Origin of the sequence: Phenylobacterium sp. (assembly GCF_036723115.1) — a bacterium.
GTDB lineage: Bacteria > Pseudomonadota > Alphaproteobacteria > Caulobacterales > Caulobacteraceae > Phenylobacterium.
Genome location: NZ_DAIMHV010000017.1, coordinates 18,536 through 30,404, shown reverse-complemented (window position 1 = coordinate 30,404; position 11,869 = coordinate 18,536). Strand labels below are relative to the sequence as shown.

General features: G+C 68.8%; 15 protein-coding genes. 11 read left to right on the top strand and 4 right to left on the bottom strand.

From position 1 onward, the window contains the following. The 8 genes from V7D28_RS03770 to V7D28_RS03735 form a co-directional block, all read left to right on the top strand. Positions 1-770: S1 RNA-binding domain-containing protein (locus tag V7D28_RS03770; RefSeq protein WP_333586024.1), on the top strand; the 770-nt coding region annotated here is incomplete at its 5' end. A gap of 226 nt (positions 771-996) precedes the next feature. Next, a complete protein-coding gene (locus V7D28_RS03765) occupies positions 997-1,281 on the top strand; it encodes an integration host factor subunit beta (RefSeq protein WP_333586023.1) in 285 nt (94 codons plus the stop codon). A 60-nt stretch (positions 1,282-1,341) separates the two neighbouring features. Continuing rightward, on the top strand, positions 1,342-1,812 hold the full coding sequence (mscL, locus tag V7D28_RS03760) for a large-conductance mechanosensitive channel protein MscL (protein ID WP_333586022.1): 471 nt from the start codon (positions 1,342-1,344) through the stop codon (positions 1,810-1,812). 65 nt (positions 1,813-1,877) lie between these two features. Beyond that, positions 1,878-2,528, top strand: coding sequence for a phosphoribosylanthranilate isomerase (locus tag V7D28_RS03755; RefSeq protein ID WP_333586021.1), 651 nt, complete (start codon positions 1,878-1,880; stop codon positions 2,526-2,528). Positions 2,529-2,556: 28 nt separating this feature from the next. Then, positions 2,557-3,786: a tryptophan synthase subunit beta gene (gene trpB, locus V7D28_RS03750; protein ID WP_333586020.1), complete on the top strand. Its 1,230-nt coding sequence runs from the start codon at positions 2,557-2,559 to the stop codon at positions 3,784-3,786. Next, the gene (gene trpA, locus V7D28_RS03745; protein ID WP_333586019.1) at positions 3,783-4,619 is read left to right on the top strand and encodes a tryptophan synthase subunit alpha; all 837 of its coding nucleotides are present in this window, start codon (positions 3,783-3,785) and stop codon (positions 4,617-4,619) included. The genes trpB and trpA overlap by 4 nt, the downstream gene beginning before the upstream one ends. Positions 4,620-4,621: 2 nt before the next feature. After that, positions 4,622-5,530 (top strand): acetyl-CoA carboxylase, carboxyltransferase subunit beta, encoded by a 909-nt coding sequence (gene accD / locus V7D28_RS03740; protein WP_333586018.1) that lies wholly within the window; start codon positions 4,622-4,624, stop codon positions 5,528-5,530. A gap of 54 nt (positions 5,531-5,584) precedes the next feature. Next, complete coding sequence (locus V7D28_RS03735; RefSeq protein WP_333586017.1) at positions 5,585-6,910, top strand: bifunctional folylpolyglutamate synthase/dihydrofolate synthase; 1,326 nt, start codon at positions 5,585-5,587, stop codon at positions 6,908-6,910. Between the two features lie 82 nt (positions 6,911-6,992). Here V7D28_RS03735 and V7D28_RS03730 read toward each other — a convergent pair whose 3' ends face one another. Continuing rightward, a complete protein-coding gene (locus V7D28_RS03730; RefSeq protein ID WP_333586016.1) occupies positions 6,993-7,595 on the bottom strand; it encodes a hypothetical protein in 603 nt (200 codons plus the stop codon). Between the two features lie 186 nt (positions 7,596-7,781). Here V7D28_RS03730 and V7D28_RS03725 point away from each other — a divergent pair, with 186 nt between their 5' ends. Together V7D28_RS03725 and V7D28_RS03720 are read left to right on the top strand one after the other, a co-directional pair. Beyond that, the gene (locus tag V7D28_RS03725; RefSeq protein WP_333586015.1) at positions 7,782-8,210 is read left to right on the top strand and encodes a DUF1810 domain-containing protein; all 429 of its coding nucleotides are present in this window, start codon (positions 7,782-7,784) and stop codon (positions 8,208-8,210) included. Next, the gene (locus V7D28_RS03720) at positions 8,211-8,759 is read left to right on the top strand and encodes a hypothetical protein (RefSeq protein WP_333586014.1); all 549 of its coding nucleotides are present in this window, start codon (positions 8,211-8,213) and stop codon (positions 8,757-8,759) included. 7 nt (positions 8,760-8,766) lie between these two features. On the opposite strand, the gene V7D28_RS03715 is transcribed toward V7D28_RS03720, so the two are convergent. Both V7D28_RS03715 and V7D28_RS03710 read right to left on the bottom strand, forming a co-directional pair. Then, on the bottom strand, positions 8,767-9,009 hold the full coding sequence (locus V7D28_RS03715; RefSeq protein ID WP_333586013.1) for a DUF5961 family protein: 243 nt from the start codon (positions 9,007-9,009) through the stop codon (positions 8,767-8,769). Between the two features lie 175 nt (positions 9,010-9,184). Next, entirely contained in the window at positions 9,185-10,162 is a 978-nt protein-coding gene (locus V7D28_RS03710) for an NAD(P)H-dependent flavin oxidoreductase (RefSeq protein WP_333586012.1), read from the bottom strand. A 262-nt stretch (positions 10,163-10,424) separates the two neighbouring features. On the opposite strand from V7D28_RS03710, the gene V7D28_RS03705 reads away from it, so the two are divergent. Then, positions 10,425-11,381 (top strand): hypothetical protein, encoded by a 957-nt coding sequence (locus V7D28_RS03705; protein ID WP_333586011.1) that lies wholly within the window; start codon positions 10,425-10,427, stop codon positions 11,379-11,381. Between the two features lie 134 nt (positions 11,382-11,515). Here V7D28_RS03705 and trxA read toward each other — a convergent pair whose 3' ends face one another. Next, positions 11,516-11,851: a thioredoxin gene (gene trxA / locus V7D28_RS03700; RefSeq protein WP_333586010.1), complete on the bottom strand. Its 336-nt coding sequence runs from the start codon at positions 11,849-11,851 to the stop codon at positions 11,516-11,518. Between the last annotated feature and the right edge of the window lie 18 nt (positions 11,852-11,869).

Here is an 11,869-nt window from a genome sequence, read left to right as displayed (position 1 = left end):
ACGTCTCGGAAATGTCCTGGACCAAGAAGAACGTCCACCCCGGCAAGATCGTCTCCACCAGCCAGGAAGTCGAAGTCGTGGTCCTGGACGTCGATCCGTCCAAGCGCCGCGTGTCCCTGGGCCTGAAGCAGGCCATGGCCAATCCGTGGGACGCCTTCCTGGAAGCCCATCCGGTGGGTTCGGTCGTCGAGGGCGAGGTCAAGAACGCCACCGAGTTCGGCCTGTTCATCGGCCTGGAGAACGACATCGACGGCATGGTCCACCTGTCGGACCTGGACTGGTCGACGCCGGGCGAAGAAGCCATCAGCCGCTACCACAAGGGCGAGATGGTCAAGGCCCAGGTGCTGGACGTGGATGTCGAGAAGGAGCGCATCTCGCTCGGCATCAAGCAGCTGGCCGGCGATCCCATGGCGGGCGACACCTACCGCAAGGGCCAGACCGTCACCGTCACGGTGACCGAGGTCACTTCGGGCGGCATCGAGGTGCGGCTGGGCGAAGACGACGCCCCGATGACGGCCTTCATCCGCAAGTCCGACCTGTCGCGCGACCGCGCCGACCAGCGGCCTGAGCGCTTCGCCGTGGGCGACCGCGTCGACGCCCAGGTGAGCAATGTGGACAAGGCGGCCCGTCGCCTGTCCCTGTCCATCAAGGCCCTGGAAATGGCCGAGGAAAAGGAAGCCATCGAGCAGTTCGGCTCGTCGGACTCCGGCGCCTCGCTGGGCGACATCCTGGGTGCGGCCCTTCGCGAAAAGGGCGCCGCCAAGGAATAGGCCTGGCGTTCCAGCCTGGACGAACGAGACCCCGTCGGCGCGCCGGCGGGGTCTTTTTCTTGGTTCGACCTGACCGAATACGGTTCGATCACTGGGGGCGGCCCTGGGATCAGGCCGCCTGGATTTTCGCTTAACTGCCCGCCCGCGCCCGCCCGGACTCTGTTCCAGCTTGATCCCCGCCAAGGACTCGCCCATGGTCCCGGCCGCCGAACGAGCGGAAAGTCCCATGATCAAATCCGAACTGATCGCCCGCCTGGCTGAGGAAAACCCCCATCTGACCCAGCGCGACATCGAGCGGGTGGTGGGCGTCATCCTCGAGCGGATGATCGTCGCCCTGGAAGACGGCGGCCGCGTGGAGCTGCGCGGCTTCGGCGCCCTGTCGGTGCGCTCCCGCGACGCCCGGTCCGGCCGCAACCCCCGCACCGGCGAGCCGGTGGACGTGCGGGCCAAACACGTGCCCTTCTTCAAGAGCGGCAAGGAACTGCGCGAACGGCTGAACGCCGACGGCTGATCCTGCATGTCTCAGCAGCTATCGGCGCGGATCAGCGCCGACCCTTGGGGGAGTCGTGCCTTGAGCATCGTCTCGGAATTTCGTGAATTCATCGCCCGCGGCAATGTCATCGACCTGGCCGTCGGCGTCATCATCGGCGCTTCGTTCAACGCCATCGTAAAAAGCCTGGTGGACCAGGTGATCATGCCGCCCATCGGCCTGCTCACCGGCGGCATTGATTTCTCGCAGCTGGTCTGGGTCCTGCGGCCCGACGATCCCGCCACCGAGGCCATCGAGCTGGTGGCCGTCCAGTACGGCGCCTTCATCAACACCGTGATCCAGTTCATGATCGTGGCCTGGGTGGTCTTCCTGCTGGTCAAGGGCGTCAACACCATCCGCCGCCAGGAGGCCGAGAAGCCGGCCGAGGCCGCCACGGCCCCGGCGCCGACCCCCACCGAGGCCCTGCTGATGGAAATCCGCGACCAGCTGAAGGCGCAGAATTCGGCCCCGGCCCCGAACCCGGCCCAGAGCCCGGCCCCCGACAAGGCCTGACCCAGGTCGGCCAAGCTTGCGCGGGCGCCTTGCCCATCCGCCCCGCCATCCCCTAATTCGGACGGATGAGCTCAGCCCGTGTGCAAACCAAGATCTGTGGCCTGTCCACGCCGGCGGCCGTGGCCGCCGCCCTCGATGGCGGGGCGGCGTGGCTGGGCTTCATGTTCTTCGAGGCCAGCCCCCGGGCGGTGAGCCCCGAGACCGCCCGGCGCCTGGCCGAACCCGCCCGCGGCCGCGCCGAGGTGGTGGCCGTGACGGTGGACCCCTCCGACGCCCTGCTCGACCGCCTGGCCCAGATCCTGGCGCCGGGCATCATCCAGTTGCACGGGCGCGAAAGCCCTGAGCGGGTGCGGGCCGTCAACCAGCGCACGGGGGCGCGCACCATCAAGGTCTGCCATGTCTCCGAGGCCGCCGATATCGAGGCCGGCCTGCGCTATGAGGGCTGCGCCGACCATCTGATGTTCGAGGCCAAGCCGCCCAAGGACTCGCCCCTGCCCGGCGGGGTGGGCGCCCGGTTCGACTGGGACCTGATGGCGCACCGGCGCCTGTCGCGGCCCTGGCTGCTGGCCGGCGGCCTGGACCCCTGGAACGTGGAGGAGGCCATCGCCCGCTCCGGCGCGCCCGCCGTGGACGTTTCCTCTGGCGTGGAACGCGGTCCAGGCTTAAAGGACCCGGCCTTGATCACGGCGTTCCTGGACGCCGTGCGCCGCGCATGACCAGCTTTTCGCAAGGACGCGCCCGACCGTGAACGCACCGACCCCGCCCGCCACGCCCAACGACTACACCGCCTATCCCGACGCCGAGGGGCGGTTCGGCCAGTTCGGGGGCCGTTATGTGGCCGAGACCCTGATGCCGCTGGTGCTGGATCTGGAGGCGGCCTATCTGGCCAGCCGCACGGACAACGCCTTCCAGGCCGAGCTGAACGACCTGTTGACCCACTATGTGGGCCGGCCCTCGCCGCTCTATTTCGCCGAGCGGCTCACCGAGCGGTTCGGCGGGGCGAAGATCTATTTCAAGCGCGAGGACCTGAACCACACCGGCGCGCACAAGATCAACAACTGCATCGGCCAGATCCTGCTGGCTCGCAAAATGGGCAAGACCCGCATCATCGCCGAGACCGGGGCGGGCCAGCACGGGGTGGCCACGGCCACGGTCTGCGCCCGCTTCGGCCTGCCCTGCGTGGTCTATATGGGCAAGGTCGACACCGAGCGGCAGCAGCCCAACGTCTTCCGCATGAACCTGCTGGGCGCAGAGGTGGTCCCGGTGACCAGCGGCTCGGCGACGCTCAAGGACGCCATGAACGAGGCCCTGCGCGACTGGGTCACGAACGTGGAGGACACCTATTACCTGATCGGCTCGGCCGCCGGCCCCCACCCCTATCCCATGATGGTCCGCGACTTCCAGGCGGTGATGGGGCGTGAGATCCGCGACCAGATCCTTAAGGCCGAGGGTCGCCTGCCCGACGCCGTGGTGGCCTGTGTGGGCGGCGGGTCCAACGCCATCGGCACCTTCCATCCCTTCCTCAACGACGAGGGGGTGAAGATCTTCGGGGTCGAGGCGGCCGGCGATGGCATGGGCACCGACCGCCACGCCGCGGCCATCAATGGCGGCCGCCCCGGCGTGCTTCACGGCAACAAGACCTATCTGCTGCAGGACGAGGAAGGCCAGATCACCGAGGCCCACTCCATCTCCGCGGGCCTCGACTATCCGGGCATCGGGCCGGAGCATTCCTGGCTGCACGATGTGGGCCGGGCGCGCTATCTGACGGCCACCGACCAGGAAGCCCTGGACGCCTTCCGCCTGTGCGCCGAGTTGGAGGGCATCATTCCGGCCCTGGAATCCTCGCACGCCATCGCCCGCCTGCCCGACATCGCCCGCGAGGTCGGCAAGGGCGGGATCGTGGTGATGAACCTCTCCGGCCGGGGCGACAAGGACGTCGCCGCCGTGGCCGACCGACTGGGACGCAAGATTTGACCACCGAGCGTATCGACGCGCGCTTCGCGGCGCTGAAGGCGGAGAACCGCGCCGCCTTCGTGGCCTATGTCATGGCCGGCGATCCGGACCGGGCCACGGCGCTGAAGATCCTTCAGGGCCTGCCCGCCGCCGGCGCCGACCTGATCGAGCTGGGCTTCCCCTTCTCCGATCCCATGGCCGAGGGCCCGCCCATCCAGCGGGCCGCCCAGCGGGCGCTGCAGGGCGGCATGAAGCTGAAAGGCGTGCTCGACCTCGCCGCGGCGTTCCGTCAGGGCGACCAGACCACGCCGCTGATCCTGATGGGCTATCTGAACCCGCTGGTGACCTACGGCTATGAGGCTTTCGCCCGGGATGCGGCGGCCGCCGGCATCGACGGCCTGATCATCGTCGACTGCCCCCCCGAGGAGGCCGACCCCCTGGCCGACGCCCTGGACGAAGCCCAGCTCAGCCTGATCCGCCTGGCCACCCCCACCACCGACGACAAGCGCCTGCCCGCCGTCCTGCGGCGCACCTCGGGCTTTGTCTATTACGTCTCGGTGACCGGCGTGACCGGCGCCAAGGAGGCCGACGCCGACGCCGTGCGTCCGGCGGTGGAGCGCATCCGCGCGGCTTCGGGCCTGCCGGTGGCCGTGGGCTTCGGGATCAAGACGCCCGAGCGCGCCGGCGCCATCGCCCAGGTGGCCGACGCCGCGGTGGTGGGCTCGGCCCTGGTGGACACCGTCGCCGAGGCCCTGGAGGCCGGCGAGACCGACGTGGCCGGCAAGGTGCTTTCCAAGGTCGCCGATCTCGCCCAGGCTGTCCGCGCCGCCCGCAAGCAAGCCGAGAGGGCCTGACCATGGCCGATTCCAAGTCCGACAAGCCGGAAAAGCCCCAGGGCCAGGGCGGCTGGCTGTCGCGCATCGCGCCCGGCATCCGCAACGCCTTCGTCAAGCGCGAGACCCCGGACAATCTGTGGGTCAAGTGCCCCGACAGCGGCGAGATGATCTATCGCCCGGACCTGGAGGCCGCCCTGTGGGTGACCCCGTCCGGCCACCACATGCGGGTGGGCGCCAGGGACCGGCTGGCCATCACCTTCGATGACGCGGCCTTTGAGCGCATCGCCACCCCCCATGTGGTGGACGACCCGCTGAAATTCCCCGACGAGCGCCCCTATCACGAGCGGCTCAAGGCCGCCCGCAAGGCCACGGGCGAGCACGACGCCATGGCCATCGGCGTGGGCAAGGTCCACGGCCAGGAGACGGTGGTGGTGGTGCAGGACTTCGCCTTCATGGGCGGATCCCTGGGCATGGCCGCCGGCGAGACCTTCATCAAGGCCGCCCATGAGGCCATCGCCCGCCAATGCCCCCTGGTGATCTTCACCGCCTCGGGCGGGGCGCGGATGCAGGAGGGCACCCTGTCCCTCATGCAGATGGCCCGCACCACGCTGGCGGTGAACGAGGTGCGCGCGGCGGGCCTGCCCTATGTGGTGGTGCTCACCGACCCCACCTCCGGCGGGGTGACGGCCTCCTACGCCATGCTGGGCGACATCCACCTGGCCGAGCCCAACGCCATGATCGCCTTTTCCGGCCGCCGGGTGATCGAACAGACCATCCGCGAGACCCTGCCGCCCGGCTTCCAGCGCTCGGAGTTCCTGGAGCAGCGGGGCATGGTGGACAAGGTGGTCAACCGCGCCGACCTGCCGCGGGTTCTGGGCTCCATCCTCACCACCCTCATGATGGGGCGCAACCGTTCGTCCGCCGCCTGATCTGGGACCCGAAGCCGCTTCTCCTCCACGCCTGCGCCGGGCGAGGTTCCGCACATGTATGATCCGATCCGCGCCTCCGACGAGGTGATCGCGCGCCTGCGCGCCAACCATCCCAGCCTGATCGACCTGACCACCGGGCGGGTGGAGCGGCTGCTGGCGGCGCTGGGCCATCCCGAGCGGCGCCTGCCCCCGGTGATCCATGTGGCGGGCACCAATGGCAAGGGCTCGACCGTGGCCTATATGCGGGCCATCGCCGAGGCCGCGGGGCTGAAGGTCCATGTGCTGACCTCGCCGCACCTGGTCCGCTTCGCCGAGCGCATCCGGGTGGCCGGCGAACTGATCAGCGACGCCGCCCTGGAGGCCCTGATCGGCGAGCTGGAGGCGGCCAATGCCGGCGAGCCCATCAGCTTCTTCGAGATCACCACCGTGCTGGCGCTTGAGGCCTTCGCCCGCACCCCGGCCGATCTCTGCCTGATCGAGGTGGGGCTGGGGGGGCGGTTCGACGCCACCAACATCTTCGAGGCGCCCGAGCTCTGCGTCATCACCCCGGTGGACTACGACCATCTGGAGATGCTGGGGCCGGAGCTGTCCAAGATCGCCTGGGAAAAGGCCGGCATCATCAAACAGGGCCGCCCCGTGGTGGTGGCCCGCCAGATGGCGGAGGGCCTGGCGCCCATCCTGGCCGAAGCTGAGTCCAAAGCCGCGCCGGTGACCCTGATGGGCCGCGATGCCGAGGCCTGGGAGGCTCATGGCCGACTGCTGGTCCAGCTGGGGGAGCGCCTGATCGACCTGCCGCCGCCCTCGCTGTTCGGCCCCCATCAGTTCGAAAACGCCGGCCTCGCCGCCGCCGCCATGGCCCTGCTGGATCATCCGCGCATCGACGAGGACGCCATCGCCCGCGGGGTGGCCTCAGCCCAGTGGCCCGCCCGCTTCCAGCGCCTGCGCGAAGGCCGGCTGGCGCAGAGGGCGGCGGCTCGGGGCGCCGACCTGTGGCTGGACGGGGGACACAATCCCCATGCCGGCCAGGCCCTGGCCCAGGCGCTGGCCCGCCTCACCGCCCGCGACCCGCGCCCGGTGGTCCTGGTCAGCGCCATGTTCGCCCGCAAGGACGCGCAAGGCTTCTTCGCCCCCTTCGCCGGCCTGACGCCCGCGCCTGCGGTCTTCACCACCACCTTCGACAGTCCCAACGCCGCCCCGGCCGAGGAGATCGCCGCCGCCGCCCGGCAGGCCGGGCTGACAGCCACCGCATGGCCCGACGTCACCGAGGCCCTGACCGCGGCCCTGGCCCGGCCAGGCCCCGCCCCCCACGTCCTGATCTGCGGCGGCCTGCACTTCGCCGGCGAGGTCCTGGCCATGGACCCGGAGACCTGGCCCCGCTAGCGCCTGATGCGATCAGACGGAACCGTCTGATCGCTGAATCAGGCGCCAAATTCAGAGACTTGAGCCCGCGCGGGTTGAACGGTCAGGATTTCAGACCCAGCGCCCGCAGCAGGCCGCCCAGGAGGCCGCCGCCAGTCCGGCCCTTGGAGCGGCCCAGGCCGGCGCGCCCCGAACCCTCGCGCGGGCTCAGGACGGTCCAGTCGGCGTTCTCATCCTCATTCGGATGAAAGCCGGTCAGGCCCGCCGCCACATCGATCGGCACATCGAAGACGAAGTCGACCTCATCGTCGGTGGCCTGATCGCGCCGCGCCTTGGCCAGACGCTCGCCGACCAGGGCCGGCGCAGGCCCCTTGACCTGGAGGTCTTCGGCCGCGTCCGGGTCGTGCAGCGCCGACCAGGTGAGCGTCCCGGCCTCAAAGGCCAGGATCTCCGAGACCATGACGGTCTCGCTGCCGTAGCAGCCCACGGTCTGGCCCGGATGCGCGGCGGCGAGACGCCGGACGTCCTCGTCGAGGTCCAAGCCCTTCATGGCGGCCACCACCACCCACCCGTCCTGGAAGGTCCGCATCACAAACGGCGCCTCGAACCACCGGCCGGGCGCCGCCTCGGGCGCCGGCTCCAGACCCAGCGCCTCCAGCACCGCATCTTCCGCGGCGCCCTGCGCCGCCAGCCACGTCACCTTCATCGCCCGTCCCATCCGTCGGCCGCCCGCGAGCCCCTCGCGGCGCCGGGGACTTTGCCATGGGCTGCGGCGATTGAAACAAAAAAAGAACATCCGTGAGACGCGCCGGCGATGAAACCGATGCCGTGACGGCGCGTAGTCTGGGCGTCACCTGGATCCTTCGGAGCCCTCCTATGGTTCGCCGCCGCCATGACTGAGGACGCCTATGACCTTGAGCGGTTCGTGGCCGCCCAGGCGGGCGTGATCGAGGCCGCGCTTGCGGAGCTTCGCGCCGGGCGCAAGCGCAGCCACTGGATGTGGTTCGTCTTCCCCCAGCTCAAGGGGCTGGGCCAGTCGTCCATGGCTTGGCGCTACGGGCTGGACGGCCTGGCCGAGGCCCGCGCCTATCTGGCCCACCCGGTGCTGGGCCCCCGGCTGGAGGCCGCCACCGCCCTGGTGCGCGAAAGCCCGGCTGTGTCGCTGAACGCCCTGTTCGGCGCGCCGGACGACCTGAAGTTCTGTTCGTCCATGACGCTCTTCGCCGCCGCGGCGCCGGACGGGCCCTTCGCCGCGGCCCTGGAGCGCTGGTGCGGCGGCCCTGACGCCCGCACGCTCAGCCTGCTGGACAAGGGCCGCTAGATGGCCGCGCCGCGCCTCAAGGTCTATCAGGCCGAGCTCGGCTTCTATGACACGGTGGTCGCCGCGCCCAACCAGAAGGCGGCCCTGGCCGCCTGGGGCGTGCGTCAGAACCTGTTCGCGCAGGGCGAGGCCCGGGTGACGAAAGACGCGGCCGCGATCGCCGCGGCCCTGGAGCATCCGCAGACGCCGCTCAAGCGGCCCCTGGGCTCCGCCGACCCCTTCACCCTGGAGCCTGGCCTGCCGTCGGTCCCCGAGCGACCTCGGAAGGCCAAGGGCAAGGCCAAAGGCGATGCGGGCGCGAAGACCGCCCCCAAGGCGCCCGCCAAACCCGCGCCGCCGGACCGCTCCCGGCTGGCGGCGGCCGAGAAGGCCCTGGCGCGGATGGAGGACCGTCATGCGCGGGACGAGGCCGCCTTCGAGGCCGAGGCCGACGATCTGGCCCGGCGCCGGGCCAAGGCGCGCGCTGAACACTCTGCGGCTCGCAAGGCCGCCCGGGCGAAGCTCGCACAGGCCCGCGCCGCCTATCGCCGGGCCGGCGGCGAGGTCTGAGGCGCTCTTAGCCGCAGGCTTCCGTCTCACCGCTCGCCAGGTCGATGCGGAAGCAGTGTTCGTGGCCGCTCTCCACCTCGCAGACGATGACCTGCACCTCCCCGTCCAGGTCGGCCGGGGGGTGGAAGTCCTCCACATAGGCGAGCGCCGCGGCCTCGAAGGAGGCCTCCTCCACGATGCGCGCGGGGCCGCGCTCGTCGTGGTGGGCGTGGACGCTGAAGCGGCGGGGGCTCTCAAGGGTCTGGGGCATGATCGGTCTCCTGCCCCGCCGCAAACGTGTGAGGCCGGAAAAGGATTCACGGCGGCCGTTCAGAGCGCGTTCCGATAAGTGGGGACCGGTTATCGGATCCAAACGCGCTCAAGTCTTTGAATTTAGAGCCTGATGCGGTCAGACGGTTCCGTCTGATCGCATCAGGCTCTAAGGCTCAACCCAGCTCGAACTGCCCCACCCGGCGGCGCAGTATGGCCTCGGCGTCGGCCATGATCTTGTCGATCAGCTCCTTCACCGTCGGGATGTCGTGGATCAGGCCCGCGACCATGCCGCAGGACCAGCCGCCGGCGTCCATGTCGCCGTCGCGCATGATGGCCGGATAGACGCCGGCCACTTCCGGGGCGATGTCGGCGAAGGTGATGGCGGCGCCCATCTCCTTCTCCTTGGCCAGCAGGCGCTCCACCCCGGCATTGTTCAGCACGCGTTCGGTATTGCGCAGGGGCCGCATGATCAGCCGGGTGTCCAGCTCGCTGGCGTCCACCAGGGCCTGTTTCACATTGGGGTGTACAGGCGCTTCCTGGGTGGCGATGAAGCGGGTGCCCATATTGATCCCGTCGGCGCCCAGGCAGAGCGCCGCGGCCAGCGACCGCCCATCGGCCATGCCGCCCGAGGCCAGGACGGGGATCTCCAGCTCCTCGGCCGCCCGGGGCAGCAGGATGAAGTTAGGCACGTCGTCCTCGCCCGGATGGCCGCCGCATTCAAAGCCGTCGACGCTCACCGCGTCGCAGCCGATGGCCTGGGCCTTCAGCGCGTGGCGCACGGCCGTGCACTTGTGGATCACCTTGATGCCCGCCGCTTTCAGGGCCGGCAGGTATTTCTGCGGATTGTTGCCCGCCGTCTCGACGATCTTGACGCCCGACTTGACGATGGCCTCGACAAAGCCCGGATAGTCCGGCGGCGTCACCGAAGGCAGGAAGGTCAGGTTCACCCCGAACGGCTTGTCGGTCATCTCCCGGCAGCGGGCGATCTCGGCGGCCAGCTTGTCCGGCGTCCCCTGGGTCAGGCCGGTGATGATGCCCAGGCCGCCGGCGTTCGACACCGCCGCGGCCATCTCGGCGAAGCCCACATAGTGCATGCCCCCCTGGACGATGGGATGCTCCAGGCCGAGCAGGTCTGTGATGCGGGTCTTCATGAGCGCTCCTCCCGAGGGGCCGTGTGTCGTTGGGCCGGAGTCGTGCGCGGAATGGGGCGTGGGCGCAAGTGGGGGGGTGAGAGGTTGAGCGCCCAGATGTCCCGGACTGACGCACCCCGGGAGGGCGGTTGCGCTCGAGGCCGGCAGTAAAAGCAGGCTCTCCGAATAGCGGTAAGGTTGGTGAGCGAACATCGGTCGAGGTTAATCAGATTGCGGTGGATCAACCCGGGCGCGCGCTGAAATTTACTCACTGGAGGCTAGGTTGGGCTCGAATTATGTGCTGACAACGGATCATCTAGCTTGGCGGCACTCGCATCCTAGCACGGCGGACGCGTTCGAAGCGGCGAGCAACGCGGTGGACCGGCTCATGGCCTCCCTTGCAGTCGAAGAAGCCTTCGCGGTGTTAATCGCGAACTACATTGCATTCGAGAAGGCTGTCGCGAGCGTGAATGTTGAGAACATGGTCCGGAGCGGCGCCTCGATGGCAGAACTGCTCGACCGCCGCCGAGAGGTCGACCGTCACCTGGTGAACCTACTCGCTGCCGGCGAGATGGCCTCAGAACACGCCTTACGTAGAACAAAGAAGGAGTTTGGTCGGAAATCCAACGAGGTCGCCCGACTGGATGGCGCATTCCGAGAGCAACGAGAAAGCCTTGTAGGATTCTGGGCCACCGAGTGCCTCCGCAACGCCGTACTCCACAATGCCCTGCCCATTACGTCTTGGACAACGGGCGGCAAGTGGGTTGGATTGGAGACTGCCGATGGAAACTTGAGCAAACGCAGTCCGACCGCCCGGCTTGAGCACTCCGTCACGTTCGCCTTCGCCACCGATCTTTTGATGCTGGACAGCAAACTTGATCGAGCGTTGATTGACCGCCTCAAGGCCGAGCGTGCCGACGAAAAGGGCAACGTGTCTTGGGTCCTCACCATTCGGGAATACGTTGAAGGGTTGTCACTGATCATCGGCGAGGTCCGGAAAATCTGGGCCGAAGTCGAGAGCGCCGCTTCAGCACTGCTGCTCGACATGGTTCATATGTACCGCGCCAGCCTGCCTGAGGACGAAGAGCAGCCGCTGTACCTGTTCGTGGCCGAAACGAGCGACGATGGCCGCTGGCAACGAGACGTCCTTGTGAGCGCCGGCCTTGAAGCTCAGCTCGCTGAGCTCCGGGGCAAGAACAAACCCATGGTCAACCTGCATCGGCGCCTCCTCATCGGTTAGCGGGTGCTCTGAGCGCGCTCCAAAGCCGCCCGACGTTTGCGAGCGGACCAGTGAGGGATCGTCCGCCCTACACGAAAAAAGGGCCGGCTTTCGCCGACCCTTCTGCAATCTCTTGGGCCTCCGCCCGACCGCGCTCACGCCGCCGGCTGGACCCCGGCTTCGGAGAGCCATTCCAGGATCTTCTGCTTGGGCATGGCGCCCACCTTCATCGACGCCATCTGGCCGTCCTTGAACAGCATCATGGTCGGGATGCCGCGCACGCCGTAGCGCGAGGGGGTGGTGGGGCTGTCTTCGATGTTCAGCTTGGCGATGGTGACCTGGCCGGCCAGTTCGCCGGCGATCTGTTCCAGGGCGGGCGCGATCTGCTTGCAGGGGCCGCACCATTCGGCCCAGAAGTCCACCAGGACCGGGTGATCGGCTTGCAGCACGTCCTTCTCGAAGGACTCGTCGGTGACCTTGACGGTGCTCATGAAAAGCTCCTTTGCGAC

Coding starts and splice junctions, on each gene's coding strand:
- V7D28_RS03765 (WP_333586023.1), top strand. CDS start 997: ATGATCAAATCCGAACTGATCGCCCGCCTGGCTGAGGAAAACCCCCAT.
- V7D28_RS03755 (WP_333586021.1), top strand. CDS start 1,878: ATGAGCTCAGCCCGTGTGCAAACCAAGATCTGTGGCCTGTCCACGCCG.
- accD (WP_333586018.1), top strand. CDS start 4,622: ATGGCCGATTCCAAGTCCGACAAGCCGGAAAAGCCCCAGGGCCAGGGC.
- V7D28_RS03735 (WP_333586017.1), top strand. CDS start 5,585: ATGTATGATCCGATCCGCGCCTCCGACGAGGTGATCGCGCGCCTGCGC.
- V7D28_RS03730 (WP_333586016.1), bottom strand. CDS start 7,595: ATGAAGGTGACGTGGCTGGCGGCGCAGGGCGCCGCGGAAGATGCGGTG.
- V7D28_RS03725 (WP_333586015.1), top strand. CDS start 7,782: ATGACTGAGGACGCCTATGACCTTGAGCGGTTCGTGGCCGCCCAGGCG.
- V7D28_RS03720 (WP_333586014.1), top strand. CDS start 8,211: ATGGCCGCGCCGCGCCTCAAGGTCTATCAGGCCGAGCTCGGCTTCTAT.
- V7D28_RS03715 (WP_333586013.1), bottom strand. CDS start 9,009: ATGCCCCAGACCCTTGAGAGCCCCCGCCGCTTCAGCGTCCACGCCCAC.
- V7D28_RS03710 (WP_333586012.1), bottom strand. CDS start 10,162: ATGAAGACCCGCATCACAGACCTGCTCGGCCTGGAGCATCCCATCGTC.
- trxA (WP_333586010.1), bottom strand. CDS start 11,851: ATGAGCACCGTCAAGGTCACCGACGAGTCCTTCGAGAAGGACGTGCTG.